The sequence below is a fragment of the Prauserella sediminis genome, from assembly GCF_014195435.1.
GTDB lineage: Bacteria > Actinomycetota > Actinomycetes > Mycobacteriales > Pseudonocardiaceae > Prauserella > Prauserella salsuginis.
Window position 1 is genome coordinate 3086543 of the sequence record NZ_JACIBS010000001.1, and the last position, 27000, is coordinate 3113542.

The 27000-nt window shown below is 69.7% G+C and carries 24 protein-coding genes; 17 read left to right on the forward strand and 7 right to left on the reverse strand.

From position 1 onward, the window contains the following. The first annotated feature begins 8 nt into the window (after positions 1-8). Complete coding sequence (gene glpX, locus FB384_RS14045; protein ID WP_183783337.1) at positions 9-989, forward strand: class II fructose-bisphosphatase; 981 nt, start codon at positions 9-11, stop codon at positions 987-989. 56 nt (positions 990-1045) lie between these two features. Continuing rightward, on the forward strand, positions 1046-2428 hold the full coding sequence (locus FB384_RS14050; RefSeq protein WP_183783339.1) for an ATP-dependent 6-phosphofructokinase: 1383 nt from the start codon (positions 1046-1048) through the stop codon (positions 2426-2428). A 141-nt stretch (positions 2429-2569) separates the two neighbouring features. Here FB384_RS14050 and FB384_RS14055 read toward each other — a convergent pair whose 3' ends face one another. Next, entirely contained in the window at positions 2570-3316 is a 747-nt protein-coding gene (locus FB384_RS14055; RefSeq protein ID WP_258935589.1) for an IclR family transcriptional regulator, read from the reverse strand. Between the two features lie 356 nt (positions 3317-3672). Between FB384_RS14055 and mtrA the strand changes: the two genes are divergently transcribed. From mtrA to secA, 6 genes are all read left to right on the forward strand, one after another. Beyond that, positions 3673-4350, forward strand: a complete 678-nt coding sequence (gene mtrA / locus FB384_RS14060; protein ID WP_221213272.1) for an MtrAB system response regulator MtrA — start codon at positions 3673-3675, stop codon at positions 4348-4350. A gap of 7 nt (positions 4351-4357) precedes the next feature. Continuing rightward, positions 4358-6127: a sensor histidine kinase gene (locus FB384_RS14065; RefSeq protein WP_183783345.1), complete on the forward strand. Its 1770-nt coding sequence runs from the start codon at positions 4358-4360 to the stop codon at positions 6125-6127. Positions 6128-6189: 62 nt separating this feature from the next. Further along, positions 6190-8103 (forward strand): LpqB family beta-propeller domain-containing protein, encoded by a 1914-nt coding sequence (locus FB384_RS14070; RefSeq protein ID WP_183785532.1) that lies wholly within the window; start codon positions 6190-6192, stop codon positions 8101-8103. A 96-nt stretch (positions 8104-8199) separates the two neighbouring features. After that, positions 8200-8886, forward strand: a complete 687-nt coding sequence (locus tag FB384_RS14075; protein WP_308216699.1) for a ComF family protein — start codon at positions 8200-8202, stop codon at positions 8884-8886. A gap of 519 nt (positions 8887-9405) precedes the next feature. Continuing rightward, positions 9406-10137 carry a ribosome hibernation-promoting factor, HPF/YfiA family gene (gene hpf, locus FB384_RS14080; RefSeq protein WP_183783347.1) on the forward strand — a complete coding sequence of 244 codons (732 nt, stop codon included), beginning with the start codon at positions 9406-9408 and terminating at the stop codon, positions 10135-10137. Between the two features lie 388 nt (positions 10138-10525). Further along, positions 10526-13375 carry a preprotein translocase subunit SecA gene (gene secA, locus FB384_RS14085; RefSeq protein ID WP_183783349.1) on the forward strand — a complete coding sequence of 950 codons (2850 nt, stop codon included), beginning with the start codon at positions 10526-10528 and terminating at the stop codon, positions 13373-13375. A 152-nt stretch (positions 13376-13527) separates the two neighbouring features. Here secA and FB384_RS26510 read toward each other — a convergent pair whose 3' ends face one another. After that, positions 13528-14082 (reverse strand): Rv3235 family protein, encoded by a 555-nt coding sequence (locus tag FB384_RS26510; protein WP_221212733.1) that lies wholly within the window; start codon positions 14080-14082, stop codon positions 13528-13530. Between the two features lie 105 nt (positions 14083-14187). Here FB384_RS26510 and FB384_RS26515 point away from each other — a divergent pair, with 105 nt between their 5' ends. Next, positions 14188-14643: an HAD-IA family hydrolase gene (locus FB384_RS26515; RefSeq protein ID WP_258935540.1), complete on the forward strand. Its 456-nt coding sequence runs from the start codon at positions 14188-14190 to the stop codon at positions 14641-14643. An 86-nt stretch (positions 14644-14729) separates the two neighbouring features. On the opposite strand, the gene FB384_RS14095 is transcribed toward FB384_RS26515, so the two are convergent. Further along, positions 14730-15527, reverse strand: a complete 798-nt coding sequence (locus tag FB384_RS14095; RefSeq protein ID WP_183783351.1) for a TrmH family RNA methyltransferase — start codon at positions 15525-15527, stop codon at positions 14730-14732. A gap of 51 nt (positions 15528-15578) precedes the next feature. Between FB384_RS14095 and FB384_RS14100 the strand changes: the two genes are divergently transcribed. The 3 genes from FB384_RS14100 to pruA all read left to right on the forward strand — a co-directional run bounded on the left by FB384_RS14100 (position 15579) and on the right by pruA (position 19495). After that, on the forward strand, positions 15579-16991 hold the full coding sequence (locus tag FB384_RS14100; RefSeq protein WP_183783353.1) for a WS/DGAT/MGAT family O-acyltransferase: 1413 nt from the start codon (positions 15579-15581) through the stop codon (positions 16989-16991). Then, complete coding sequence (locus tag FB384_RS14105) at positions 16988-17521, forward strand: DUF6912 family protein (RefSeq protein WP_183785538.1); 534 nt, start codon at positions 16988-16990, stop codon at positions 17519-17521. The genes FB384_RS14100 and FB384_RS14105 overlap by 4 nt, the downstream gene beginning before the upstream one ends. Positions 17522-17866: 345 nt before the next feature. Then, positions 17867-19495, forward strand: a complete 1629-nt coding sequence (gene pruA, locus FB384_RS14110; protein ID WP_183785540.1) for an L-glutamate gamma-semialdehyde dehydrogenase — start codon at positions 17867-17869, stop codon at positions 19493-19495. A 116-nt stretch (positions 19496-19611) separates the two neighbouring features. Here the strand turns inward: pruA and FB384_RS14115 are convergent, their stop codons facing one another. Together FB384_RS14115 and rsgA are read right to left on the reverse strand one after the other, a co-directional pair. Continuing rightward, on the reverse strand, positions 19612-20454 hold the full coding sequence (locus FB384_RS14115; protein ID WP_183783355.1) for a LolA-like protein: 843 nt from the start codon (positions 20452-20454) through the stop codon (positions 19612-19614). Between the two features lie 163 nt (positions 20455-20617). Continuing rightward, on the reverse strand, positions 20618-21616 hold the full coding sequence (gene rsgA / locus FB384_RS14120; RefSeq protein ID WP_183783357.1) for a ribosome small subunit-dependent GTPase A: 999 nt from the start codon (positions 21614-21616) through the stop codon (positions 20618-20620). A gap of 172 nt (positions 21617-21788) precedes the next feature. Here rsgA and FB384_RS14125 point away from each other — a divergent pair, with 172 nt between their 5' ends. Together FB384_RS14125 and FB384_RS14130 are read left to right on the forward strand one after the other, a co-directional pair. Then, entirely contained in the window at positions 21789-22613 is an 825-nt protein-coding gene (locus FB384_RS14125) for an SOS response-associated peptidase (protein WP_183783359.1), read from the forward strand. Then, a complete protein-coding gene (locus FB384_RS14130; RefSeq protein WP_183783361.1) occupies positions 22610-23224 on the forward strand; it encodes an alpha/beta hydrolase family protein in 615 nt (204 codons plus the stop codon). Before FB384_RS14125 ends, FB384_RS14130 begins: the two co-directional genes overlap by 4 nt. 74 nt (positions 23225-23298) lie before the next feature. On the opposite strand, the gene ybaK is transcribed toward FB384_RS14130, so the two are convergent. After that, positions 23299-23775, reverse strand: coding sequence for a Cys-tRNA(Pro) deacylase (gene ybaK, locus FB384_RS14135; protein WP_183783363.1), 477 nt, complete (start codon positions 23773-23775; stop codon positions 23299-23301). Positions 23776-24010: 235 nt separating this feature from the next. On the opposite strand from ybaK, the gene FB384_RS14140 reads away from it, so the two are divergent. Beyond that, complete coding sequence (locus FB384_RS14140; protein ID WP_183785542.1) at positions 24011-24718, forward strand: sigma-70 family RNA polymerase sigma factor; 708 nt, start codon at positions 24011-24013, stop codon at positions 24716-24718. Continuing rightward, positions 24715-25065, forward strand: coding sequence for a mycothiol system anti-sigma-R factor (gene rsrA / locus FB384_RS14145; RefSeq protein ID WP_183783364.1), 351 nt, complete (start codon positions 24715-24717; stop codon positions 25063-25065). Before FB384_RS14140 ends, rsrA begins: the two co-directional genes overlap by 4 nt. A gap of 168 nt (positions 25066-25233) precedes the next feature. On the opposite strand, the gene FB384_RS27510 is transcribed toward rsrA, so the two are convergent. Continuing rightward, positions 25234-25308: a 50S ribosomal protein bL37 gene (locus FB384_RS27510; RefSeq protein WP_369299109.1), complete on the reverse strand. Its 75-nt coding sequence runs from the start codon at positions 25306-25308 to the stop codon at positions 25234-25236. 207 nt (positions 25309-25515) lie between these two features. On the opposite strand from FB384_RS27510, the gene FB384_RS14150 reads away from it, so the two are divergent. Continuing rightward, on the forward strand, positions 25516-27000 hold the full coding sequence (locus FB384_RS14150; RefSeq protein WP_183783366.1) for a sensor histidine kinase: 1485 nt from the start codon (positions 25516-25518) through the stop codon (positions 26998-27000).

The following is a 27000-nucleotide window of genomic DNA, read 5'->3' on the forward strand; positions in this document are numbered from 1 at the left end:
AGACCATGATGCAGTCTCAGAATGAGATCACCCCGGTGAATCGTGGCGATATTCGAGCGCTGGAGTCCGTGGCGCTGGAGGCGACCCGGAGTGCGGCGGTCGCGAGCTACGAGTGGGTCGGCCGGTACGACCAGGATGCGGCCGACGCCGCGGCCACCAGGGCCATGCGGGAGGCGTTGGCCGGCGCGCCCGGGCGGGGGACCGTCGTGATCGGGGAGGGCGAGAAGGACGACGCCCCGATGCTGTTCAACGGTGAGGTAGTGGGCAACGGGTTCGGCCCCGAGTTCGACATCGCCGTCGATCCGCTCGAGGGAACCTCGTTCTGCGCGAAGGATCTTCCCGGTGCGCTGGCCACGATCGCGTTCGGGGAGCGGGGCACCCTGTGGTCGCCGGGGCCCGGGTTCTACATGGACAAGATCGTGGTGCCGCCGGAGGCGAAACACAGCATCGATCTCGACGACCCGCCGGAGCAGACGCTGGCCAACGTCGCGAAGGCTCTCGGCAAGCAGGTCGGTGAGCTTCGCGTCATGATCATGGACAAGCCGCGGCACAAGACACTGATCGAACGTGTGGTGCAGGCCGGTGCGTCGGTGCAAACGCCGGCGGGAGGCGATGTCGGAGGGAGTCTGGCGGTACTCCTGCCGACGCTCGACGTCGATCTGCTCCTCGGCGTCGGCGGCACCCCCGAAGGTGTCATGACGGCCGCGGCGGTCGGCGCGTTGGGCGGGGGCATGCTGGGTCGCCTGGCTCCCCAGCGTGACGAGGAGGCCGATGCCATCCGCGCGGCGGGAATGTCGCTCGACCGCATCTACAGCTGCGACGAGCTCGTGGCCGGCGACGCCTTCTTCGTCGCCACAGGCGTCAGCGGGGGCACCCTGCTCGGGCGGCCACGGACCCGCGAAGGCGCGGCGACCGCCGAATCGCTCCTGATCTCGCGGAACCAGATTCGCCGCATCGCCCACACGACGTTCGACGAAGCCGCGGGTTAGGCCGCATCGGCTTCGCCGTGCAACCCGCCATATTCGATGACGACCAGGGAGCTTCGGTGACGCTGTATCTCGACGACCTCCGCGTTCGTCATCTCGGCGAGTGTCGTTACGATTCGCCGCTCTCCGAGATGCTCACGACGAAACAGACCTCTCCGCACTACGTCGCGGAGGGCGATCGGGTCCTGCTGGAGGACACCGTGTCCATGCTCGCCGGGCACGACGTTCCTCCGGAACAGGTCCCGAGTTTCGAAGCCGCGGGTCCCCGCAAGAAGATCTACTTCGACCCGTCGTCGGTCACCGCCGGAATCCTCACGTGCGGTGGACTGTGCCCGGGGCTCAACAACGTCATCCGAGGGCTCGTGCAGGAACTCGCCGTGCACTACAAGGTGAAGCGGATTCTCGGGTTCCGGAACGGACTGCGCGGCCTGACGTCCGAGCACCGCGACGACACGGTCGAGCTGACGCCGGAGCATGTTCGCGACATCCATAACGCGGGCGGCACCATCCTGGGCAGTTCGCGCGGTAACCAGGACCCCGACGAGATGGTCGACAGCCTCGTCGAACACGGTGTCGACGTCCTGTTCGTCATCGGTGGCGACGGAGGTATGCGGGCCGCGACGTGCCTCAGCAACGCGATCGAGGCGCGGGGACTGGACATCGCCGTCATCGGCGTGCCGAAGACGATCGACAACGACCTGCCTTTCACGGATCAGTCGTTCGGGTTCCAGAGCGCGTTCGCCAGCGCGATGGACTTCATCTCGTCGGTTTCGGTCGAAGCCGCGGCCAGTCCGAACGGTGTCGGACTCGTGAAACTGATGGGCCGGCACTCCGGGTTCATCGCCGCCTACGCCGCGTTGGCGGCCAACGGTGCCGACATCGTCCTGATCCCGGAGATCCCGTTCGCGCTCGACGGGCCAGAAGGGCTGTTGGCCTATGTCGAGCAGCACGTGCGGAAGAAGGGCTACGTCGTCATCGTGCTCGCCGAAGGGGCGGGCCAGGACCTGCTCGAGGACGCGGACCTGTCCCATCGGAACGGCAAGGCGACCGACGCGTCGGGAAACGTCAAGCTCGGCAAGATCGACGATCTGCTCAAGGAGCGCATCACCGACCACCTGACCGCGGTCGGCCTGGCCCCCACGATGCGGTACATCGACCCGAGCTACGCCATCCGCAGCGTCGTCGCGAACGCCTACGACAGCGTCTACTGTCTGCGGCTGGCCCACGCCGCGGCGCACGCGGCGATGGCGGGCAGGACCGAGGTGGCCGTCGCGCGCTGGCGGCGGCGTTTCGTGCACGTGCCGCTGTCGCTGATGACCAGCCGCCGGAACCAGGTCGATCCCGACGGTGACCTGTGGATGTCGGTACTCGAAACCACGTGCCAGCCTGCGGAGTTCGGGGTGCAGCGGGAGGGCGAGAAGGTCCCCTCCGGGTTCTGTTGACCCCGGGACGCGGTTCCACGGCGACGGTTCGGTCCGCCGAGCCGTCGCCGGCGGGCGCAGGCACCGGCCGTTTGCGCTCGGTGCCGCGCCGTCGTGGTGCACGGTGACGTCGCGACGAGGGCCGGACTGGTGACGGGCGCGTCAGGTGGGGAAGTGGCCGAGCTGGGCTGACAGCTCCATCGCCGCCTCCCTCATCGGGCCGATGATCTGCCGGATGCGCTGCCGGGAAAGGCGATACGACGGCCCGGAGGCGCTCATCGCCGCGATCACCGATCCGCCGTCGCCGTAGATCGGTACCGCCACGGCGTGCAGCCCGAGTTCGAACTCCTCGAAGCAGGCGGCGTACCCGTCGTCGGCGATCCGGCTGAGCTCGGCCGTCAGCTCGTCGGGCGCCGTCGTGGTGCGGGGTGTGTACTCCTCGAGGCGGCCCCGCAGCATGTCGCGGCGCTGCGCGGGCGGCATGTACGCCAGCAGTACCTTGCCGCTGGACGTCGCGTGCAGCGGTGTGCGCCTGCCGGTCCAGTTCTGTGCCGTGATCGACGCCGATCCGACGGCCTGGCTGATGTTGATCGCGATGCCGCCGTCGGCGACCGCGATGTTGACCGTCTCGCCGAGTGAGTCGGCCAGGCCCTGGCAGGTCTGGTTGCCCAGCTTGGCCAGGTCCATCCGGCTGGTCGCGGCGCCCGCGAGCCGGACGATCCCCAGTCCGATCTGGTACTTGCCCCGGTCGCTGACCTGCTCGACGAGGTTGCGCATCTCCAGCGCGGAGACGAGCCGCGACGCGGTGGACTTGTGCACGCCCAGTTCGTCGGCGATCTCGGTGATGCCGGCCTCGCCGTCCTTGGCGAGATGCTCGAGGATGCTCACCGCGCGGTCGACGGACTGCACCGGGCTCTTCGGCTCTTCGGGCTGGTCCGGTTCGGCGACGGGTTCGGGGCCGAGGCCGGTCCGGACCGGTTCGGCGGCGCCCAACGGAGAGTCATCGGAGTTCCGGGCGGCGGGAGGGGCAGCGTCGGAGTTCCGCATAACGCAACAGTAACTCCTACAGCGACGAGAATCGCCCCTTTCGGCGGTAGATGTGAGGTATCACCTTGTCGAGTCCGCCGCAGCCGCTCGCACGAGTAACCGTCCAGCGGCCCGTGGGCCATGTCGTTACGCCAGTCGGAGCAGTGGCCGGATGCTGCGGACACGCCGAACCAGGGTCTCCCGCAGTCGCGGGGGACCACAGTGCGAATATGGGCGACATGAAGGCACGTGTGCTGGTCGTCGACGACGACCCCGCTCTCGCGGAGATGCTGACCATCGTGCTGCGCGGTGAGGGCTTCGAGACCGCGGTCGTGTCCGACGGTTCCCGCGCGCTGTCGGCGTTCCGCGAGATGAAGCCCGACCTGGTGCTGCTCGACCTCATGCTGCCCGGGATGAACGGCATCGACGTCTGCAAGGCCATCCGCGCCGAATCGGGCGTCCCGGTCGTCATGCTCACGGCCAAGAGCGACACGGTGGACATCGTGCTGGGCCTCGAATCCGGGGCCGACGACTACGTCGTCAAGCCGTTCAAGCCGAAGGAACTCGTCGCACGCGTGCGCGCCCGCCTGCGCCACAACGACGGGGAACCGGCCGAGTCGCTCGTCATCGGCGACCTCGCCATCGACGTGCCCGGTCACCAGGTGACCAGGGAGGGCGAGCCCATCTCGCTCACGCCACTGGAGTTCGACCTGCTCGTGGCGCTCGCGCGCAAGCCGAGGCAGGTGTTCACCCGCGAGGTGTTGCTTGAGCAGGTGTGGGGTTACCGGCACGCGGCGGACACCCGGCTGGTCAACGTCCACGTGCAGCGGCTGCGGTCGAAGGTGGAGCGCGATCCGGAACACCCCGAGGTCGTGCTGACCGTGCGCGGTGTGGGCTACAAGGCGGGCCCACCATAATCGGCTCATGAGAGATCGCCTGACCGGACTCGGCGGGCTGCTGCTGGGGCTGGCCCGCCGCGTCGCGGCGTTCGGGCGGCGTAAGAGCACCGCGTTCAGCGAGCTGTGGCGGCATTCGCTGCAGTTCAGGGTCACGGTGTCGACGCTGGCGATGTCGGCCGCGGTCGTGTTCGTGCTCGGTATGGTGCTGCAGAATCAGATCACCGACCGGCTCATGACGACCAAGGAGGACGCAGCCACCGCCCAGCTCGACGCGGTGGTGCGCACGGTCGAGAGCGAACTCGTCGGGGACGCGGGCCAGGACGACGCCCTGCGCGAGCGGCTCACGAACGCGGTCAACCGCATCACGACCAGCTCGGTCGCTGCACAGGACGCGTCCAGCTCGGCAGCAGGCACGTTCGAACCCGTGCTCGCCGCGGGCGACCCGGAACGCCCCGCGAGCCGCACGATCTCCGCAGGGCCCTACGACAAGGTCTCCGACCGGCTGCGCGGGTTCGTCGAGAACAACACGCCGGCCAAGGAGTTCCACACCGCGGACGGCACGACGTACCTCGCGATCGGTGCGCCGATCACGACGACGACCCGCCCGCTCCAGGTCTACCTGCTGTTCCCGCTCACCTCGGAGCAGAACACGGTCGCGACGGTGCAGAACACACTGGTCGTGGGCAGTTTCGCGTTGCTCGCCCTGCTGGCGGGCATCACCAACATCGTGGTGCGGCAGGTCGTCCAGCCGGTGCGCAGGGCCGCAGGTGCGGCGGAACAGTTCGCGCACGGGGAGCTGGACCGCAGGCTCGAGGTCATCGGCGAGGACGATCTGTCGAAGCTGGCCGTCGCCTACAACGAGATGGCGGCGAGTATCCAGCGGCAGATCCGGCAGCTCGAGGAGTTCGGCGAGCTGCAACGTCGGTTCACCTCGGACGTCTCCCACGAGCTGCGCACCCCGCTGACCACGGTGCGGATGGCCGCGGACGTGCTGCACGCCTCGCGGGAACAGTTCCCCGCCGGGCTGGCGCGGTCGACCGAGCTGCTGACCGACGAACTCGACCGGTTCGAGCAGCTGCTGGCCGACCTGTTGGAGATCTCCCGGCTGGACGCCGGGGTGGAGGAGTTGTCGTCCGAACTCACCGACGTCCGGCCGATCGCGCAGCGCGCGGCCGAGCAGGTGAGCGGGCTCGCCGAGTCGATGGGCAGTCCGATCGAGGTCGACCTGCCCGACAGCCCGGTCGAGGCGGAGGTCGACGCCCGGCGTATCGAACGGATCCTGCGGAACCTGCTGGCCAACGCCGTCGACCACGGCGAGGGCAGGCCGGTTCGGCTGCGTCTCGCGGCGACGGAACCCGAGGTTCCCGCAGCGGCCGAGGCCGTGGACGACACCGCCGGCGAAGGCGGGGACGCCGCCGAGTCCCTCGGGCCCGCGGAGTGGCCGGGCGCCGTGGCCATCACGATCCGGGACCAGGGCGTCGGGCTGCGTCCAGGGGAATCCGAGCTGGTGTTCAACCGATTCTGGCGTGCGGACCCGTCCCGGAACCGGCGGACCGGAGGCACCGGCCTGGGGTTGGCCATCAGCCAGGAGGATGCGCGCCTGCACGGTGGCACACTCGATGCGTGGGGTGAGCCCGACCGCGGGTCGTGTTTCCGCCTCACCCTGCCTCGCAGGGTCGGCGGTGCGTACACCGCGAACCCGCTGCCCCTGCCGCCGGAGGACGCCCGCCCCGCGGCCGATGCCGAAGGGGACCGCGACGTCCGGACCGACCTGCGACCAGGGGAGACGGTGTGACGACTCAGGACTCGTGCGCTCGGGCGCGTCCGCGCCGGCTGCGCCCGTGGGCGGCACTGGGCATGGCCGCCCTGCTGGTGAGCGGTTGCGCCGCGATCCCGGCCGAATCGCAGCCGGAGGCCCTGCCGCAGCAGCAGCGGGGGCAGCAGACCGAGGCCGTTCCGGAACCGGCACCCGGACTGGACCCGTTGTCGGTCGTGCGGGAGTTCGTGGAGGCGAGCGCCGAGCCGGCCAGCGACTACGCGGCCGCGCGTGCCTACCTGTCGCAGCGGGCACGGAAGCAGTGGCAGCCCGACCAGTCCGTCGCCGTGATCGAGGACGAGTTCAGCACCGTCTTCGGCTCCGAAGACGAGTCGAGCGGACCCGCCACCACCCGGCCCGACGCGGAACCCGGCGAACGCCGCGAGGAGCGCGGCGGTGACGAGGCAGGCGAGGACTCGGGCGGCGACGGCCCGGACGGCGATCAGGGTGCCGCGCCGCGCAGCACACCCCGGCCGGCGGGTCCCAACGAGCAGGCCCCGACGGCCACGACGTCGCCCCCGGACGGATCGACGGCCTCGCCGCCGCCGGACGAACAAATGGTCACGGTCCGCGGCGGGCACGTCGGCAGGCTGGCCGCCGACAGTTCGTTCATCCCCGCCGACGACGCCGTCGAGCAGAACGTGCGCCTGCGCAAGGAGAACGGGGAGTGGCGGATCATCGATCCGCCGCAGAGCGTGCTGATCACGGTCTCGGACTTCGACGAGACCTACTTCCGTGTGCCGGTGTACTTCTTCGCCCCGGAGTCGAACGTGCTGGTGCCCGACCTTCGGTACGTCGTGGCCAGCCCGCAGTCGGGGCTGCCTGCGCGGGTGGTGGACCTGTTGCTGGCCGGCCCGTCGGACGGGCTGACCGGAGCGGTCCGCAACCCGCTGGGCGACACCGCTTCACTCAAGACGAACGTGACGACCACGCGGGATGGTGCGCTGGCCGTACCGCTCGCCGGGGTCGAGGACAAGAGCGACCACGACCGGGAACTCATCGTGGCGCAGCTCGTGCGGTCGCTGCAGACGGTCACGACGAGCCGGGTCAGGCTGCTGTCGAACGGCAGCCCGCTCGTGGAGGACCACCGCGACTGGCGACCAGGTGAGCTGCCGTCCTACCAGGCGGCGGCGACGCCGAGCTCCGACCTGCCCGGTCTCATGACCTCCGGTGGCAAGGTCTTCTCGCTGGGCAACGGGGCTCCGATCCCGGGGCCCGCGGGGTCGGGCAACGCCCAGGTGCAGAGCGCGGCCCAGTCGCTCGGCGGGGACCAGCTGGCCGTCGTCGAACAGGCCGACCGCGGGGTGCGGCTGCGGATAGGGCCGTACGGTTCGCGAGGACAGGCCGTCGAACTCGATGCGCGCTCGATGACCCGGCCGACGTGGGTGCCTGCGACCACGCGCAGCGAACAGTCGCGCGAGGTGTGGACCGTCACCGGCGGTGACCGGGTGGTGCAGGTCGTCACCGACGCCGAGGGCCGGTGGGTCACGCAGTCGGTGAACTCGGCCGAGATCAACCCGATCGGTGACATCGACGAGCTGCGGTTGTCGCGCGACGGCACGCGGGCCGCGATGGTCATCGGCGGGAAGGTCGTCGTCGCGGCGGTCGTGCGGGATGCCGACAGCCGGGCGTCGGTGTCGTTGCGTTCGCCGCGGGTGCTCCAGGGCAATGAGCTCGACGACGCGGTCGCACTGGACTGGACGGGGCAGGACGCCCTCGCGGTCGCCACCCAGTCGGAGTCGAGTCCCGTGGTGCGCGTGCCGGTCGACGGGCTGCGGCTCGACCAGTTCAACAGTTCGAACCTCATCGCGCCGATGCGCGGCATCACCGCCGCCCCGGGGCGGCCCACGGTCGTCGCCGACGCGACGGGGCTGTGGACGGCGAGCGACCTCGGCGACGTCTGGCGTCCGCACGACCAGCGTTCGGCGTCGGCGGTGCCGTTCTACCCCGGGTGACGTTCACCCGCTGCGCCCGGGAACCGGCGAGGAACGGGCCGCGGCGGTGGCCCGCAGGCGCCGGAAATGTCGGGCCAGAGCGGCATGCTGCCGGACGTGACGAAACGAGGGATGGCCGCGGGCGCCGCGGCGCTGCTGGACCTGGTGCTGCCGGAGAGCTGTGCGGGCTGTGATGCACCGGGGCAGGCGTGCTGCGGGTCGTGCCTCGCCGCGTTCGGCGCCCCGCGGCCCGTTGCCGTCGACGATTCGGGCGCGTCGGGCGGGCCCACGTATGCGCTCGCGCGGCACGCCGACGTCGCCAGGACACTCGTCGTGGCGCACAAGGAACGCGGCAGGCGAAGCCTGACCCGCCCGCTGGGCAGCGCCCTCGCCGCAGCCGTGCCGCACCTGCCGGGGGCGAGGCCCGACGCCGCAGGCACCTGGTGGCTGGTCCCGGCGCCGTCCCGGCCCAGCGCCGCCCGCGCCCGGGGCGGTTCACACGTGCTGGCCCTCGCGAGGGCGGGCGCGGCTGTACTGAGCGAGGCGGGCCTGCCAGCCGCGGTCGCACCGGCGCTCCGGCTCGCAGTGGGGGCGCGTGACGCCGTCGGGCTCGACCGTGCCCAGCGCACGGCGAACCTCGCGGGCAGGCTCCGGGTCACGGCGGCGGGAGCGCCGCCGCCCGGCGTTCCGGTGGTGTTGCTGGACGACGTCGTCACCACCGGGGCGACCCTGGGCGCATGCCGTACCGCGCTACGGCGGGCCGGAATCGAACCCTGTGCGGCGCTGACCCTGACGGCGGCCTGATTCGCACGGCCGGTTCGGTGCGGCCGGTTCCTGCGGCCCGGCGCACCCGGTGTGCGTGGCCGGCGGTACCGCTCACCGCAAAGGTCCGCGCGATCGGGTGAGTCGGAACCGTGGCGGCCGGCTGTTCGTTGTCCCGGTATGAGCAACCGCCCCGTCACCGTCCGCCAGGCGCTCATGTGCTCGTCGTGCGGCGGTCGGGTGTCGTTCACTCCGATGTTGCTCCGATCGAGTCCGGACAAGGGCTTGCATGCCGGTTCGCGGTTTCGGAACGTGACCGTGGTTCACCGTCCGACGTCCCCCGCACCGGGGGCTGTTCTCCGAGCCGGAACCGGGCTAATGTGCACCGCTAACAGCAATTCCCGGCAGCAGGGAGGTGGCCAGTAAATGTCCCTGGCGCCGGCGGAAAGCTGAAATCCCCGAAATTGATCAACACGTCTCATGAATGAGGCATGATCGATTTCTTCTCCCCGGTGCCGGTGTTCGCTGCAATGGACTCGCATTCTGCGAGGGAGGTCGCGTATGGATATCGTCGTCAAGGGCCGCAACGTGGAGGTCCCGGAGCACTACCGGCAGCACGTGAGTGAGAAGCTGGACCGGCTCGAACGATACGACCGCAAAGTCATCCGCTACGAGGTGGAGCTTTTCCACGAGCGCAATCGACGCCAATCCAAGAACTGCCAGCGTGTGGAAATCACGGGTAGGGGTAAGGGACCTGCCATGCGTGCGGAGGCAAGCGCGGGCGATTTCTACGCCGCGCTCGACGCCGCGGTGAGTAAGCTCGAGAATCGGATGCGTCGGGCACACGACCGTAGAAAGGTGCATTACGGACGGCGCGTTCCGGAATCCGTTGCAGAGGCCACCGCGGGCGGGGCCGACGGCCGGTCCGGCGGCGCTACGACCGCCGTCATGGAGGCACCCATGGAGACCGAGGACATGAACGGCGCGGTCATGTCGTCGGCAGCGGACACCGTCAGCGCGGACGGCGCCATCAGGCTCCCGTCCCAGCGGCTCGACGACGGCTTCGACGATCTGGCGATCGACGACCGAGGCGATATCGGTGACGACCACGAACCCGGCCGCATCGTGCGCGAGAAACAGCACTCGGCCAAACCGATCACCGTGGACGAGGCTCTCTCCGAGATGGAACTCGTCGGGCACGACTTCTATCTGTTCAACGACGCCGACGCGGGCAAGCCGAGCGTCGTCTACCGCAGGAAGGGATTCGACTACGGCGTGATCCGGCTGGGCTGATCCGGCCGGCCATGCGCCCAACGGTGGCCCGCGTACACCAGGTGTGCGCGGGCCACCGTCATGCCCGGAGCCCGGAGCCCGGAGCCCGGAGCCCGGAGCCCGGAGCCATCAGGCGGAGGCGCGCCGGGGTGCTGGTGCCGCCGCGGTCGTGTGCGGCGCAGGCCGGGCGGTGTTCAATCGATGTGAGCCCGGAACGGCACTTTCGTCGCACCCGGCGCACTCGCATGCCGAGCCGTGTGCGCACGGGCCTGCGCATTCCCTACGATGGGCATTGCTGCGTGGTCGCGGGTGTGTGCGAAACGCCGGCCGCCGCGCGGCGGACTCGGCTGCCCAGGCGCGGGCCGGGGTGGCGCACGAGAAACCGAACCAACTAGCGAGGTCGACCCGGATGCTTCTGAACCGCCTGCTCCGTGCGGGCGAGGGCAAGATGGTGAAGCGGCTCAGCCGTATCGCTCAGCACATCAACACCCTCGAAGACGACGTCACAGGCCTCTCCGACGCCGAGCTGGCGGCCAAGACGGACGAGTTCCGCAAGCGGCATCAGGAGGACGGGGAGTCGCTCGACGACCTGCTCCCGGAAGCGTTCGCGGTCGCACGTGAGGGCGCCCACCGGGTCCTGGGGCAGCGCCCCTACGACGTGCAGCTGATGGGTGGTGCCGCACTGCACCTCGGCCAGGTCGCCGAGATGAAGACCGGTGAAGGCAAGACCCTGACCTCGGTGATGGCCGTCTACCTCAACGCCATCTCCGGCAAGGGCGTCCACATCGTCACGACCAACGACTACCTGGCGAAACGTGACGCCGAGTGGATGGGCCGGGTGCACCGCTTCCTCGGGGTGAGCGTGGGCTCGATCGTCGCCGACATGCCGCCGTCGCAGCGCAAGGAGGCCTACGACTGCGACGTCACGTACGGCACGAACAACGAGTTCGGTTTCGACTACCTGCGCGACAACATGGCGTGGAGCCTCGACGACTGTGTGCAGCGCGGGCACAACTTCGCCATCGTCGACGAGGTCGACTCGATCCTGATCGACGAGGCGCGGACGCCGCTGATCATCTCGGGTCCCGCGGACCAGTCGTCGCGCTGGTACGTCGAGTTCGCGCGCATGGCGCCGCTGATGCAGAAGGACACCCACTACGAGGTCGACGAGCGCAAGCGCGCGGTCGGTGTCACTGAGGCGGGCGTCGAGTTCGTCGAGGACCAGCTCGGTATCGACAACCTCTACGAGGCGGCCAACACGCCGCTGGTCGGGTTCCTCAACAACGCCCTCAAGGCGAAGGAGCTCTACAACAAGGACAAGGAGTACATCGTCCGCAGCGGTGAGGTCATCATCGTGGACGAGTTCACCGGCCGCGTCCTTGCGGGCAGGCGCTTCAACGAGGGCATGCACCAGGCGATCGAGGCCAAGGAAGGCGTCGAGATCAAGGCCGAGAACCAGACGCTCGCCTCGATCACGCTGCAGAACTACTTCCGCCTCTACGAGAAGCTCTCCGGTATGACCGGTACCGCCGAGACCGAGGCGGCCGAGTTCCACCAGACCTACAAGCTCGGCGTGGTGCAGATCCCGACGAACCGGCCGATGGTCCGTGCCGACGAGTCGGACCTGATCTACAAGTCCGAGCAGGCCAAGTTCGAGGCGGTCGCCGAGGACATCGCCGAGCGGCACGAGAAGGGTCAGCCGGTGCTGGTCGGCACGACCAGTGTCGAGAAGTCGGAGCACCTGTCGAAGCTGCTGCTCAAGCTCAGCGTGCCGCACGAGGTGCTCAACGCGAAGCAGCACCATCGCGAGGCGCTCATCATTGCGAAGGCGGGTCAGCGCGGCGCGGTCACGGTCGCGACGAACATGGCGGGCCGCGGTACCGACATCGTGCTCGGCGGTAACCCGGACATCATCGCCGACGAGACCCTGCGTGAGCGCGGGCTCGACCCGGTCGAGAACTCCGAGGAGTACGAGTCCGCATGGCCGAAGGTGCTCGAGGAGGTCACCGCGGGCGTGAAGGCCGAGGCGGAGACCGTCCGCGACGCGGGCGGTCTGTACGTCCTGGGTACCGAGCGGCACGAGTCGCGGCGGATCGACAACCAGCTGCGCGGCCGTTCCGGCCGGCAGGGTGACCCGGGTGTGTCGCGGTTCTACCTGTCGCTGGGTGACGAGCTCATGCGGCGGTTCAACGCCGCGATGGTCGAGACGGTGATGAACCGGCTCAACCTGCCCGAGGACGTGCCGATCGAGCACAAGATGGTCACCAAGGCCATCAAGAGCGCTCAGACGCAGGTCGAGCAGCAGAACATGGAGATCCGCAAGAACGTCCTCAAGTACGACGAGGTGCTGAACCAGCAGCGCAAGGTGATCTACGCCGAGCGTCGCCGGGTGCTCGAGGGCGAGGACCTGCGCGAGCAGGTGCAGAACATGCTCCGCGACGTCGTCAGCGAGTACGTCAAGGGCGCCACGTCCGAGGGCTACGCCGAGGACTGGGACCTCGAACAGCTGTGGACGGCGCTGAAGACGCTGTACCCGGTGTCGCTGGACTGGGAGCAGCTGGTCGAGGAAGACGAGGACCTCAGTCCCGAACGGCTGCAGGAACTGCTGCTCGAGGACGCCACCGCTGCGTACGAGGCGCGTGAGGCCGAACTCGACACCACGGTCGGCGAGGGCGCCATGCGCGAGCTCGAGCGGCGCGTCGTGCTGTCGGTGCTGGACCGCAAGTGGCGCGAGCACCTCTACGAGATGGACTATCTCAAGGAGGGCATCGGCCTGCGCGCGATGGCGCAGCGTGACCCGCTCGTCGAGTACCAGCGCGAGGGCTTCGACATGTTCTCCGGGATGCTCGAGTCCCTCAAGGAGGAGACGGTCGGCTTCCTGTTCAACCTCCAGGTCGAGGCGCAGCAGCCGCAGGCCGAGGCGCCCGCGGCCGCGGAGGCACCGGTCTCCGGCGCCGCACAGGGCGCCGGGTCGAGCCAGGCCTCGAACCAGGGGGGCGGTTCGCGGTCGGGCAGGCACGCGAAGCCGGCCCCGCCGCAGCCGGCGGCCGAACCGGCCGCACTGCAGGGCAAGGGGCTCGATGGCGCCGCCGCGCCGCAGGCACTGACGTACTCGGGACCGTCGGAGGACGGCGGTGTCGAGGCCCGCGGCACCGGTGCGGACAAGCCCAAGAACTCCGCAGCGGGCGGCAGCCGGCGCGAACGCCGCGCAGCCGCACGCGAGGAAGCCAAGAAGAACAAGAAGTCCGCCAAGAAGTGAAGGATTTTGGTTGATCGCTTGATCGGCCGTCCGCTCGGCTGAACTGGTCACTGCGTCCATGCACCATGGCCTCGAGTGGGGCCTGTCGGGAACGGTTCCCGACAGGCCCCACTCGTGGTTCGGCGGGACGTGCGCCCTGGCCCGGCGGTGTGTCAGGCCGTCCGCGGGTCGAGGACGGCGAACTGGCTGCAGCGCCATTGCCGGTCGCGGCGTTCGAAGCGTGCTGTCACCGCCACGGTTCGCGCCCGCGCCCGTGCGGTCGCCGCGACTTCGAGAGAATCGTCGGCCGACCGGCACAGATGTGCCGATTGCAGTTGATATCGTGGCCGGTTGCGCGGCGTGTCGTCGCGCATTCGGGTGGCGAGTTCGGACGAGAGCCACGGCGTCAGTTGCGCGACCGCGCGCAGTCCACCGTGCACTTCCAGAAGTGCGCCGATTATCCGTTCCACCTGATTCTTCGACAGGTCCCTGCGAGGTCTGCTTCCGGTGCGCTGATCCGGGATTCCGCTCAACAGAGCCGCAATATCGACGTCCGGCAGTGCACCCGACCCGCCGTGGCCGGTCGCCCCGGCGCCGTGGTGCTCGCGCTCGTCGAGCGATTGAATGCGCGGACGGTCGGTCTGAGTAGTCATACTCATTTCCCCCTCTGGGTAATTTCTCGCAATTCCTGCGGGCTCGTCGTGACCCGCTATGGAATAGAGGTTCACCGTGCCGGAACGGATTCCCAAGACGCCCGGTTTGATGTATTTGAAGAAAATGTCCGCGAATGTCGCAACGATCGGCTAGGGCGCCGTCGGGTTACCCTCGTCGGTGTGACCGGATCGGATACCGACGGCCGCACGCTCAGCGGGATCGTGCTCGACTACGCGGGCGTGCTGACCGACAGCGGCGGCGAGAACCTGCTGGAGCTCGTGGACATCGCGCGGGATCACGGGGTGCGCACCGCACTGCTCTCCAACGCGGCCGGCGGCGGGTCCGTACGGCGGCGACTGCACGGGCGGTTCGACGACCTCGTGTTCTCCGGTGAGGTCGCCGTCATGAAACCGGAGCCCGAGATCTTCCTGCTCACGGCGGAGCGGCTCGGTGTGCCACCGGAGGCGTGCGTCTTCGTCGACGACGCCCCGGGCAACGTGTGGGGCGCCGTCGCGGCGGGGATGGTCGGCATCCGGCACAGCAGCGTCGCGGAGACGATCGGCGAGTTGCTGGCGCTGTTCCCCGACCTGCGGGCGGGCACGCCCCGCGAACCCTCGACCGACGCACCGTTCTGACCCGTTCGGTCCCGGCATCGCCCCGGCACCGTTCGACGCGGTGGCGGGGCGGCCGCTGTCGTGCTGACCCTGCGGGGGAGGCTTGTTCAGCCCGCGTGGCCGCGGCGCACCAGCTCGAAGCAGAGCACGGCCGCGGCGGCCGACACGTTCAGCGATTCGACGTCACCGGGCATGGGGATCGACAGCCAGCTCGCGACGTAACCCGCGACGTCGGGGTCCACGCCCTCGGTCTCGCCGCCCAGTACGAACGCCGACCGGGCCGGCAGCTCCGCATCGAAGAGCGACTCGCCGGTGCCGTGGGCCGCATCGGTCGACGTCGAGTCCGTGGAGCCGAGCGCGTACACGGCGAAGCCGGCGTCGGTGAGCTGCTCCGCCGCGTCGAGCGCGGTGCCGGTACGCAGCACGGGTGCGCGGAACGCGACCCCGGCCGAGGCCTTGACCACGAGCGGGTCGAGTGCGGCGACGCCCCTGCGCGGGACGACGATGCCGCCGAGTCCCGCCGCCGTGGCCGTCCGCAGGATCATGCCGACGTTGGCGGGTGTCGTGATGCCGTCGAGCACGAGCAGCGGCGAGGGCGGGTTGCGGTCGGCCAGGGCCTGCGCGAGGGGTCGCATGCGCGGGGCGACGACGTCGGCGAGCACGCCCTGGTCCTGTTTGCCGTTGCCGGCGAGCACCTTCACCCGGTGTGCGCTGGCGTGCTGCACCGCCACCCCCGCGTCGGTCGCCGCCCTGCGGATCTCCGATGCGGCGGCGCCCCGCGCCGTGTCGGCGAGAATCACCTTGTCGACCTCGAGCTCCGGGTCGGTGAGTGCTTCGAGAACGGGCTTGCGGCCGTAGACGGTGAAGAACCGGTCCTTCGGCGATACGGCGTTCGGGTCGGTCACGCTCGTGAGTGTTCCACGTGCCCGGCGGGGTCTCTGTGCCAGGATCGGGGCATGCCCGACCGTCTGCCTGCGCTGGACGCCGCCCTGCTGTACGGCGAACAGCCCTCGACGCCGATGCACGTCGGCAGCGTGGCCGTGTTCGAGCGCCGAAGCGGTGATTTCGACTTCGATACGGCGATGCAGGTCATCGGGCAGCGACTCGACTACCTGCCGCGCTACCGCAAACGATTGCTGCCGGTGCCGGGGCACTTGGCGCCGCCGGTGTGGACCGACGACGTCGACTTCGACCTCGGCTATCACGTGCGCCGGTCGGCGTTGCCCGCTCCCGGCAGCGACCACCAGCTGTTCGACCTGGTCGCCCGCCTGATGCAGCGGCCGCTGGACCGGGAACGCCCGCTGTGGGAGGCGTACTACATCGAGGGCCTCGAAGGTGACCGTGTCGCGTTGGTGACGAAGGCGCATCAGGTGCTCGTCGACGGTGCGCGCACGGTCGACCTTGCCCAGGTGCTGCTCGACGAGGGCGCCGCCGACCGGACACCGGCCGAGGGCGAGTGGACGCCGCGGCGCATGCCCGGCTGGTCGCGGCTCGTCACCGATGCGATCACCGACGCCGCGACCAGGCCCGCCGAGCTGGCCAGGAACGTGCGGTTCCTGGCGGAGGACGTCGTGTCGGGTCTCGGCCGGACCGCACGGACGGCGGGCTCGTTCGCAGCGGCCGCACGGTCGGCCACGGCCCCGGCCCGCACCGGGCCGGCGCGGCGGCTCAACTCGCGCGTCTCGGGCGGGCGCGTGTTCGCCGGTGTCCGCACCGACCTGGACTCCTTCAAGCTCATCCGGGCCGCCCGCGACTGCACCGTCAACGACGTGATCTTCACCGTATTGACGGGTGCGCTGCGCAAATGGCTCGAATCGCGGGGTCAGCACGTGCCGCCATCGGCCTCGGTGCGGGCACTGGTGCCCACGGCGCTACAGCACGAGGACGCCGAGTTCTCCCCGGCGGAACTGACCACCAGCAGGCTGGTTCCGTACTTGATCGACCTTCCCGTCGGCGAGCCCGCCCCGATGCTGCGGCTGCAGCACGTGGCCCACGAGATGGCCGAGCAGTTCGGCTCGGACCGGCCGGTGACGGCCAGGACGATGGTGAAGATGGGAGGATTCGCACCCGCGACGATGAACGCGCTCGCCGCCCGGGTCGCCGGCTCGCTGCCGCGGCGCGGGTTCAACGTGCTCATCGCCAACACGCCGGGCCCGCAGGAATCGTTGTACGCGGGTCCGGGACGGTTGTCGGCGATCTACCCGGTGCTTCCACTCGGGCGGGATCAATCGCTCGCGGTGGGCGTCACCTCGTACCAGGGTGACGTCTACTTCGGACTGAACGGTGACCGGAAGGCCATGCATGACGTCGACGTCCTCGCCGACATGATCGAGGAGTCGCTGGAAGAGCTGAGGGGTAACAAATGGTGAGGGTGTACGTGCCCGCGACGATCGGCATGCTGCGGCATCTCGTCTCCGAAGGGCAACTGGCCCCCGTGCGGGGGACGGCGTTCTCGCTGACCCCTGCGCTGCGTGAGGCGTACGTCAGCGGGTCGAACGAGGAGCTCGAGTACGCCGCGCTGCTCGACGCCGCGAGGGCGTCGCTGCGGTTGTTGGCTTCGCACGACGACGCCGAGCAGGACTCGGGGTCGGGGATCGACGAGAAGGAGCCGCCTCGCCGGGTGGTGATCGCCGCGGACGTCGAGGAATCCGACGTCACGCCGCGGCCCGACCTGGACAGCGCCGTGGTGCGCGTCGCCGGTTCGGTGACGTTGGACGACATCGCCGCGGTCCACGTCGACGCGGTGGAGGCCGAACAAGCCGTGGTGGCCGCCGCCGATGCGATCGACCGGGCCGACCTGGGCGATCTCGACGCGGATTTCGTGCTGGGAGAGGCCGAGGACCACGAGCTCGCCTGGTACGCGCCGCAGGAGGTGCCGTTCTTCCTCGAGCTGTTGTGACCGCCCGGTGCCCGGTGCCGCTCGGGTGACCGCGTTGGGCCCGCCGGGGCTGTATTGCGTGTTCCTCCCGCCGGTCACCCGACCGCCGACCCTCAGGGCGGGTTGCCGCGCGCCCTGGGCCCGCTCCACTCCCGAGGGCCTCGCCTCACATGGGCGCTGACGCACGGTGGCGCCTGTCGACTCGCCGTGACCGCGGGCCGTCCGGTGCCGTACCCGGCGCCGGCGCAGGCGGATGCGCACCGAACGGATGTCGCGGTTGTTCTCCCCTCACGGCCCGGTGCGGCGGCAGAATCGGCACCAGAGGAAACCGCCCACAAGGCAGCAGAGGAGAGCGTCATGACCACCATGGACGCCGTGACATCCGTACCGGTGCCGGCGAACGAGCCTGTGTACACGTACGCCCCCGGCAGTGCCGAACGTGAGAGTCTGCAGCGCAGGCTGGCCGAACTCGAAGGGGAGAAGGCCGAGCTGACCCAGACGATCGCCGGGAAACGCCGCATGGCGGGCGGTGACCGGTTCGACGTCGTCCAGCCGCACGACCACGGCCATGTGCTCGGCGTGAGTGCGCAGGCCACGCGTGAGGACGTGGGCGATGCGGTGACGGCGGCGAAGGACGCGGCCCGGCAATGGAGCGAGCTGCCGTTCGACGAGCGGGCCGCCGTTTTCCTGCGCGCCGCCGACCTGCTGGCGGGGCCCTACCGCGCCACGATCAACGCCGCCACGATGCTGGGCCAGTCGAAGTCGATCCAGCAGGCCGAGATCGACGCGGCATGCGAGCTCATCGACTTTCTGCGGTTCAACGTCCACTACGCCCGGCGCATCCTGGCTGAGCAGCCGAACTCGGTGCGCGGCGTGTGGAACCGGATGGAGTACCGGCCACTGGACGGCTTCGTCACTGCGATCACGCCGTTCAACTTCACCGCGATCGCGGGCAACCTGCCGAGCGCGCCGGCTCTCATGGGCAACACGGTGGTGTGGAAGCCGACACCGACCCAGCAGCTCGCGGCGCACTACACGATGCGGGCGTTCGAGGAGGCGGGTCTGCCGCCGGGTGTGATCAACCTGGTCACCGGCGACGGACAGGCCGTCAGCGACGTGGCCCTGACCGATGCCGGGTTCGCGGGCCTGCACTTCACCGGCTCGACCGCGACGTTCAAGAAACTGTGGCGCACGATCGGCGACAACCTCGACTCCTACGGCTGCTACCCGCGGATCGTCGGGGAGACCGGCGGCAAGGACTTCATCGTCGCCCACCCCAGCGCGGACTCCGACAAGGTCGCGGCTGCGCTCGTGCGCGGCGCGTTCGAGTACCAGGGTCAGAAGTGTTCGGCTGCCTCACGGGCCTACCTGCCGCGTTCGCTGTGGGAAGGCGGACTGCGGGACCGCGTCGCTGATCTGACCCGCAGCGTCACCTACGGCGATGTCACCGACCTGTCGAACTTCGGCGGAGCGGTCATCGACGGGCGCGCGTTCGCCAAGCACCGCGAGCTGTTGTCGAGTGTGGACGGAGACGCCGCACTCGAGGTGCTCGTCGGCGGTGGATGCGACGACTCGGTGGGCTACTTCGTCGACCCGACCGTGCTGGTGACGACGGACCCACGGCACGAGGTGATGTCGACCGAGTACTTCGGCCCGATCGTCGCCGTCTACGTCTACGACGACGCCGAGTACGAGCGGGCGCTGGAGCTGTGTGACACGACGGCGGGCTACGGGCTGACGGGCGCGGTGTTCGCCGACGACCGCGCGGCGATCGGCCAGGCGCACCGCGCGCTGCGCCACGCGGCCGGCAACTTCTACGTCAACGACAAGCCCACGGGGTCGATCGTCGGGCAGCAGCCGTTCGGCGGCAGCCGTGGCTCGGGCACGAACGACAAGGCCGGGTCGATGTTCAACATGCTCCGCTGGGCCAGCCCGCGATCGGTGAAGGAGACGTTCGACGCGCCGACGTCGATCGGCTACCCGCACATGGGCTGACCGGTCTCGGTCTCAGCTCGACCTGCAGGCGGCCCCTGCGCAGCCGAAAGCCCCGGGCTTTCGCGCGACGGCGAAAGCCCGGGGCTCGTCGGACGCCGGAGACCGGCAGGGGTGTGTCAGTTCGGCATGCCGCTCGATGGCATCTCCTGAACCTGGTCGGCCGGAGGCTCCTCGACGTTCACCGGAGTCCCCCAGTCGGTGTAGTTCATCTCCATGGTCATGCCGCCCTGGGCCATCTGCGAGGCGTTGCCGCCTGCCTTCTCGGCGACCTGCTTCATCATCTCGCTCATGTCCATCGTGACCTTGACGGGCAGGTCTTCGCTGTTGAGCCAGATCTCCATCGGGATGGTGGCTTCGACGCCGTCGAACATGGCCTTGTTGGCGCCGGTCATCTGGCCGACCTCTTCGGCGAGCTTCGCGAAGTCGAGGTCGAGCGTGTAGTGCGTGGTCGGCTCGCCGTCCAGCGTGGTCTCTTCGCTGTCGGTGATCTCGCCGGCCTTCTGCGCGAACTCGAGCATCTTGGTCGGGTCGTTCATCTCGGCACTCTGCGCCCCGCCCTGACCGAGCTCGGCCATGTCACCCTTCATCCAGGTGCCGCCCATGTTCATGTACATGGTCTGGCCGATCATCCGGGTCTCGATCTCCTGGCCGCCGCCGGGCATCGACATGGTCATGCTGACCTTCGGCTCGCTGCCGAACTCGCCCTCGCCCTTGTAGGTCATGTCCTGGCCGCCGAGCGACATCGTCCCGTCGAACTTGGCGGTCTTCTTCTCGGACGTGCTCTGCGAGGCGGCGTCGGCCAGCGTGCTGGCGTCCTTGAACAGGTTGCCGACCGAGGTGCTGCCGTTACCGTCGTCGCCCGAGCCGCCGTTACCAGCGGCGTTGTCGTCGCCGCCACCACAGGCCGACAGGGTGAGCACCAGGGCTGCGAACCCGGCGACCAGAGAGGTCTTGCGCATGTGAGATCCCCAAAATCGTCGATGCAGGCGCTGCTGCGCCGCTTTCCACTTCGATGTGCCGATCACGGTAGCGGTTCCGTGGCCTGTGCCACGCTTCGCGGGTGCCTCGACGCGAGGAGGTCACGGCCTGCACGACCCCGCGTGATTCAGCCGTCGCGGTTCGTCACGGTTCGAGGCCCGCACGGGAGGCCAGCAGCCGCCGCAGGGAAGCCAGCCGCGCGCCGGTTCCCTCGACGTCGTCCAGCGCGCAATCCGGGTCCGCGGGCGGGCCGAGGTGGCCGCAGCCCGAAGGGCATTCCTCAGCGGCTTCGGCGAATCCGCTGAACGTGCCCACGATGTCGTCGGCCGTGACGTGTGCGAGTCCGAACGAACGCACCCCAGGGGTGTCGACGACCCAGCCCGCGTCGTCACCGGGCAGCGGCAGCGCGATTGCGCTCACCGACGTGTGCCTGCCCTTGCCGACCGCGCTGACCTCGCCCGTCGCGAGCTCCGCCTCCGGCACGAGCCGGTTGACGAGCGTGGACTTGCCGACGCCGGAATGCCCGACGAACGCCGACACCCGGCCGGCCAGCCGTTCGACGAGGTCGTCGATGTCGCCGTCACGGCTGGTCACGACGGCGGGTACCGCCAGGTCGGCGTACTCGGCCAGCAGCTGGTCGGGGGAGGCGAGGTCGGCCTTCGTCAGGCACAGCACCGGGTCGAGTCCACCCGTGTAGCAGGCGACGAGGCACCGGTCGATGAACCCGGTGCGCGGCGGCGGGTCGGCGAGTGCGGTGACGATGAGCAGCTGCTCGGCGTTGGCGACGACCACCCGCTCGTACGGATCGGTGTCGTCGGCGGTGCGCCGGAGCAGACTGGAGCGCTGCTCGACGCGCACGATCCGCGCGAGCGTGTCGGGTTTGCCGCTGACGTCGCCGACGAGTTGCACGCGATCGCCGACGACGATCGGCGTCCTGCCCAGCTCGCGGGCGCGCATGGCGGTGATGGCACGGTCCGGATCGGACTCGACGGCGCACCGCCAGCGGCCGCGGTCGACCGACGTGACCATCGCGGGTACGGCGTCGGCGTGGCTGGGGCGGCGTTTGCTGCGCGGACGGGTGCTCTTTCCGGGGCGCACGTGCACGTCGCTCTCGTCGAGCCTGCGCCAGTCGCCACGGGCCACGGACGTTCACCTTCCTGCCGGTTCACCTACCGAGGATCGAGCCCGCGCCGCCGCGGCGCACGGCGTTGCCGCCGGGCTCGTCGGTGGGTAATGATCCCTCATCGGCCTCGCCCGGGGTCGGCAGGCGTGCCACGCTGGGTGAGGAGTCCGTCGACGAACACAGGGAGACGCCATGTGCGGCCGTTACGCCGCCACGAAGAGCCCGGCCGCGTTGATGCAGGAGTTCGAGGCGGCCGACGGCACGGAGGGGCACGCACCCGCGGAGAACTACAACGTCGCACCGACCAAGAACGTGGTCGGTGTCGTCGAGCGGCACCCTCGTGACGCCGAGGGCAACGTGGACGCCGACGCGCCGGCCGAGCGTGCCCTGCGGGTGCTGCGCTGGGGTCTGGTGCCGTTCTGGGCGAAGGACGCCGCCATCGGCAACCGCATGATCAACACGCGTGCGGAGACCGCGGCGGAGAAGCCCGCGTTCCGCAAGGCACTGTCGCGGCGCCGCTGCCTGATCCCGGCCGACGGCTGGTTCGAGTGGAAGGTCGGGCCGGTTCCGGACGGACAGCCGAAGAAGAAGGCGCCGAAAGAGCCGTTCTTCATGACCAGCGGGGACGGATCGTCGCTCGCGTTCGCGGGCATCTGGGAGACCTGGCGTGACCCGAAGGGCGATCCGGATGCTCCGCCGCTGGTGACGTGCTCGATCATCACCACGGAGGCGCGTGGCCGGCTCGTCGAGGTCCACGACAGGATGCCGCTGCTGATGCCGCCGGACCGCTGGCACGACTGGCTCGACCCCGACCGCACGGACGCGACGTCGTTGCTGGAACCGCCGGGCCTCGACGTCGTCGACACGCTCGAGCTGCGTCCGGTGTCGACGTTGGTGAACAACGTGCGCAACAACGGCCCGCAGCTGCTCGACCGCGCCGACGAGGCGGTCGAGCTCGACGGCGAGGGTGCGGCGGCCTCGGAGGCCGCCCTGTTCGACGTGCCGGGTGCGCGATGACCACGGCGCAGGTGGACACGCCGCACGGCCCGGCGCGGGTCGAACTGCACCTCGCCGACGAGGCCGGCGCGGGACTGCTGCTGGGACACGGTGCGGGAGGCGGGATCGACGCGCCGGACCTCGTCGCCGTCGCCGGAGCGGCGCGGAAACAGGGTGTGCACGTGGCGCTCGTGGAGCAGCCGTACCGCGTGGCCGGACGGAAGGCGCCTGCGCCCGCGAAACAGTTGGACGCGGCGTGGCTGGCGGTCGTCGAGGAGCTGTCCGGCCGCTGGTTCGAAGGACTGCCGCTGGTGTTCGGCGGGCGGTCGTCGGGAGCGCGCGTGGCGTGCCGGACCGCCGAGCAGGGACAGGCGGATGCGGTGCTGTGCCTCGCCTTCCCCGAGCACCCGCCGGGCAAGCCGGAGAAGTCGAGGCAGGCCGAGCTGGACGGCGTCCGGGTACCCACCCTCGTGGTGCAGGGGGAGAAGGATTCGTTCGGCAGGCCGGTGGCGGGACCGCACCGGGAGATCGTCATGGTGCAGGGCGATCACAGCCTGAAGGCCGACCTCGACGGCGTCGCGCGGGCGGCTTCGGAGTGGCTTGCCCGCGTGACCCGCCCGCTCGTGTCCTGAGACGGACCATGACCGGCCCACGGGCTCTGCATGCCGACCGATAGCCCTACGGAGTGCTCACCCGCACGGGTGAGTCAGAACGTGATAGATGCCACGGTCGCTGCAGTCAGCGCGATGAGGTCGGCCGGGGCGAGTTCGATCTCCAGGCCCCTGCGGCCGCCCGAGATCAGTACCGTGGTGAACGTCTCGGCGGAGGCGTCGACGACGAGCGGCAGCCGCGAGCGGTGGCCGAGCGGTGAGATCCCGCCGACGACGTAACCAGTCGCCCGCTGCGCCAGGGTCGGGTCGGCCATCTTCGCTTTCTTACCGCCCGTGGCTGCGGCGAGCGCCTTGAGATCGAGTTGGCCCGTGACCGGCACGACCCCGACGGTCGGCGCGCCGTCGACGGTCGCGACGAGCGTCTTGAACACCCGCTCCGGTTCGACCCCCAGCGCTTCGGCGGCCTCCAGTCCGTACGACTCGTGGCGCGGGTCGTGCTCGTAGGTGTGGAGTCTGTGCTCGAACTCGCGCTTGGCCAACAGTGCCGTCGCCGGTGTCCCCTTGCCCGCCATGAGGTGCAGGCTAAGCGACCCGCGGAACGCAGCCGCCGGGGGTGGGAATACCCGATCGAGGGTCGTCGTTGCAGGGGGTGTGCCGACGATTCTGACCAGACCCGAGAGCGCCCGAGGCGTATCCTCGAACGAGACATATGTGCCGTCGGTGGCGGGGACCCGAAGCCGGCGTGAGAGGCACAGCACGAGCGCCGAGATCATCGTCGACCCGGCCACCGATCTGGAAGGGAACGGTTTGCCGAGCACGCAGAACTCTGCCGAGCCCGCAACCGCCGAGACAACCGAGCGACCGAGCGCCGAGACGGCGACGGCCGTGCCCGACCGTGCCGCGGAGGCCGAGAGCCCCGAGGACGAGCAGGCTCGCATCGCGCGGTTCGAGCGGGACGCGATGCCGCTCATCGACCAGTTGTACTCGGCCGCGCTGCGCATGACCCGCAACCCCGCCGACGCCGAGGATCTCGTCCAGGAGGCCTACCTCAAGGCGTACTCGGCGTTCTCTTCTTTCAAGAAGGGCACGAACCTCAAGGCGTGGATGTACCGCATCCTCACCAACACGTTCATCAACGGCTACCGCAAGCGCCAGCGGCAGCCGTTGCAGCAGCCCACCGAGGAGATCACCGACTGGCAGATCGCCCAGGCGGAGAGCCACACCTCGACGGGACTGCGGTCGGCCGAGGTCGAGGCCATGGACAAGCTGCCCGACACGGACGTGAAGGCGGCGCTGCAGCAGCTGCCCGAGGAGTTCCGGCTGGCGGTGTACCTCGCCGACGTCGAGGGTTTCGCCTACAAGGAGATCGCCGAGATCATGGACACGCCGATCGGCACCGTGATGTCGCGGTTGCACCGTGGTCGCAGCCAGCTCCGGAACCTGCTCGCCGACGTCGCCACCGACCGTGGTTTCATCCGGCCCGCGAACGCGACGCGGGAGGTGGCGGGCCGATGAGCACCCTGGAACATCCGGACCACAAGCCCGAGCAGGGCCGTGACGTGTGCTGCGACGAGGCGCTCGCCGAGATCTACCTGCTGCTCGACCGCGAGTGCAGCGCCGAACGTGACGCGCAGCTGCGCAAGCACATCGAGGACTGTCCGCCGTGCCTCGAGGAGTACGGCATCGACGACCAGATCAAGCAGCTGCTGCACCGCAAGTGTGGCGGGGAGCAGGCGCCGGTGGACCTCAAGGAGCGGCTGCGGGCGTCGATCCGCAGGACCGTCGAGGAACGCGGCGGTGTGCGGCTCAGCGAGACGGAGCTGACGATCGAGCAGATCCGCGGAGGCTCCGACGGCGCCTGACCGGAGCCGATGCGGACGTCGTGTTCCGCGACACGGGCCCCGTCACGGCACTCATGACGTCGCAGCACCCATGACACGGTCACAGCACCCATAGCACAGCAAGACCCCGGCACTTCCACGGAAGTGCCGGGGTCTTCGCCGTTGCTGACGGCCGCTCGGGGCGGCGGATCAGCAGTTGGGCTTCTTGCCGTGATTCGCTTTGTTCTTCTTGCGATCGCGGCGCTTACGTGCACGCTTCGACATGTTCATTCCTCCATGACTTGCTGACTCCAGTGTCGCATGTAGGCTCCGCGGTCCCTTCGGCTGGGCGGGAAGGCTCCCGCCGGAGGCCGTCGGCTGTGATGCCTGCTGCCGACAGGTGGGAGCCGGGCGGGCCGGGTGGGAGTATGGCAGAGCGGATCACGACCGGTCCGCGTACGAATCCTGACGATGTGCGGTGGTCGATAACCGATGTCCACACTTGCGGAGCTGCTCGCCGACAACACAGGCCTGCCGGGCGAGGCGGTCGACCATCTGCAACTCGTGGTGGCCGAATGGCAGTTGCTGGCGGATCTGTCGTTCGCGGACTTCCTCATGTGGGTTCCCGTCGCGGGCGGGGACGGCGACTTCGTGTGCGTCGCGCAGGTGCGGCCGACGACCGGTCCGACGGCGCACGTCGAGGACGTGGTGGGCACGCGGTTCACCCCGGAGGAGCATCCGCAGCTCTCGCGGGCCGCGCGGGAGCTGCGGCTGTGCCGTGAAGAGGAACCGCACTGGTACAACGACCTGCCGATGCGCAGGGAAGCGATCCCGGTGCGGTTCGGCGACCGGGCGGTCGCCGTGCTGAGCCGCGACACGAACCTGGCGTCGCCGCGGGTGCCGAGCCCGCTCGAGATCGCCTATCTGGGAAGCGCGGCCGACCTGTGCCAGATGCTCGCCGACGGTACGTATCCGAGCCCGGACGGCGGCACCGACGTGCACACGAGCCCGCGGGTGGGTGACGGGCTGATCCGCGTCGACCAGCACGGCACGGTCGTGTTCGCCAGCCCCAACGGCCAGTCCGTGTACCACCGCATGGGGTACGAGTCGGATCTGATCGGTGCGCGGCTGGCACCGTTGACGCGATCCCTGATCCGCGACCCGTTCGACGCGACCGAGATCTCACACCGCATCCTCGATGCCATTGCGGGCAAGCCGAGCACGCGCGCGGAGGCGGAGTCGCGTCGCGGCGCCGTCGCGTTGTTCCGCGCCCTGCCGCTGCGCCCTGCCGGAAGGCCGGCCGGTGCGCTCGTGCTCGCCCGCGATGTGACCGAGGTCAAGCGCCGCGACCGGGCGCTGATGTCGAAGGACGCGACGATCCGCGAGATTCACCACCGGGTGAAGAACAATCTCCAGACCGTCGCCGCCCTGTTGCGATTGCAGTCCCGCCGGACGCCCAGTGGCGAGGCGCGGCAGGCGCTGACCGAGTCGGTGCGCCGCGTGTCGTCGATCGCCATGGTCCACGAGGCACTGTCGATGTCGGTGGACGAGAAGGTCGATCTCGACAAGTTGTTCGACAACGTGTTGCCGATGGTCGGTGAGGTCGCCACCGCGGAAGCGCACGTGAAGCTCTCGCGCAGCGGTTCGTTCGGCGTCGTCGCGGCCGATATCGCCACGCCGCTGGTGATGGTGGTCGCCGAACTGGTGCAGAACGCCGTGGAGCACGCGTTCGAACCGGGAAAGGCCGGCGAGGTGGAGATCGCGGTCGACAGGTCGGCCGGACGGCTCGACATCGCCATTCGCGACGACGGACGTGGCCTGCCACCCGGGTTCTCGTTGGAGCGCGCCGACGGACTCGGGCTGCAGATCGCGCGGACGCTGGTGGAATCCGAGCTGCGCGGGTCGCTGTCGTTGCGGGGCGGCAGCGACGGCGGCACCGAGGCAACGCTACGGGTGCCGCTCAACCGTCGCGGCTGA

Coding starts and splice junctions, on each gene's coding strand:
- glpX (WP_183783337.1), top strand. CDS start 9: ATGCAGTCTCAGAATGAGATCACCCCGGTGAATCGTGGCGATATTCGA.
- mtrA (WP_221213272.1), top strand. CDS start 3,673: ATGAAGGCACGTGTGCTGGTCGTCGACGACGACCCCGCTCTCGCGGAG.
- FB384_RS14065 (WP_183783345.1), top strand. CDS start 4,358: ATGAGAGATCGCCTGACCGGACTCGGCGGGCTGCTGCTGGGGCTGGCC.
- FB384_RS14070 (WP_183785532.1), top strand. CDS start 6,190: ATGGCCGCCCTGCTGGTGAGCGGTTGCGCCGCGATCCCGGCCGAATCG.
- hpf (WP_183783347.1), top strand. CDS start 9,406: ATGGATATCGTCGTCAAGGGCCGCAACGTGGAGGTCCCGGAGCACTAC.
- secA (WP_183783349.1), top strand. CDS start 10,526: ATGCTTCTGAACCGCCTGCTCCGTGCGGGCGAGGGCAAGATGGTGAAG.
- FB384_RS14100 (WP_183783353.1), top strand. CDS start 15,579: ATGCCCGACCGTCTGCCTGCGCTGGACGCCGCCCTGCTGTACGGCGAA.
- pruA (WP_183785540.1), top strand. CDS start 17,867: ATGGACGCCGTGACATCCGTACCGGTGCCGGCGAACGAGCCTGTGTAC.
- FB384_RS14115 (WP_183783355.1), bottom strand. CDS start 20,454: ATGCGCAAGACCTCTCTGGTCGCCGGGTTCGCAGCCCTGGTGCTCACC.
- FB384_RS14125 (WP_183783359.1), top strand. CDS start 21,789: ATGTGCGGCCGTTACGCCGCCACGAAGAGCCCGGCCGCGTTGATGCAG.
- FB384_RS14130 (WP_183783361.1), top strand. CDS start 22,610: ATGACCACGGCGCAGGTGGACACGCCGCACGGCCCGGCGCGGGTCGAA.
- ybaK (WP_183783363.1), bottom strand. CDS start 23,775: ATGGCGGGCAAGGGGACACCGGCGACGGCACTGTTGGCCAAGCGCGAG.
- rsrA (WP_183783364.1), top strand. CDS start 24,715: ATGAGCACCCTGGAACATCCGGACCACAAGCCCGAGCAGGGCCGTGAC.
- FB384_RS14150 (WP_183783366.1), top strand. CDS start 25,516: ATGTCCACACTTGCGGAGCTGCTCGCCGACAACACAGGCCTGCCGGGC.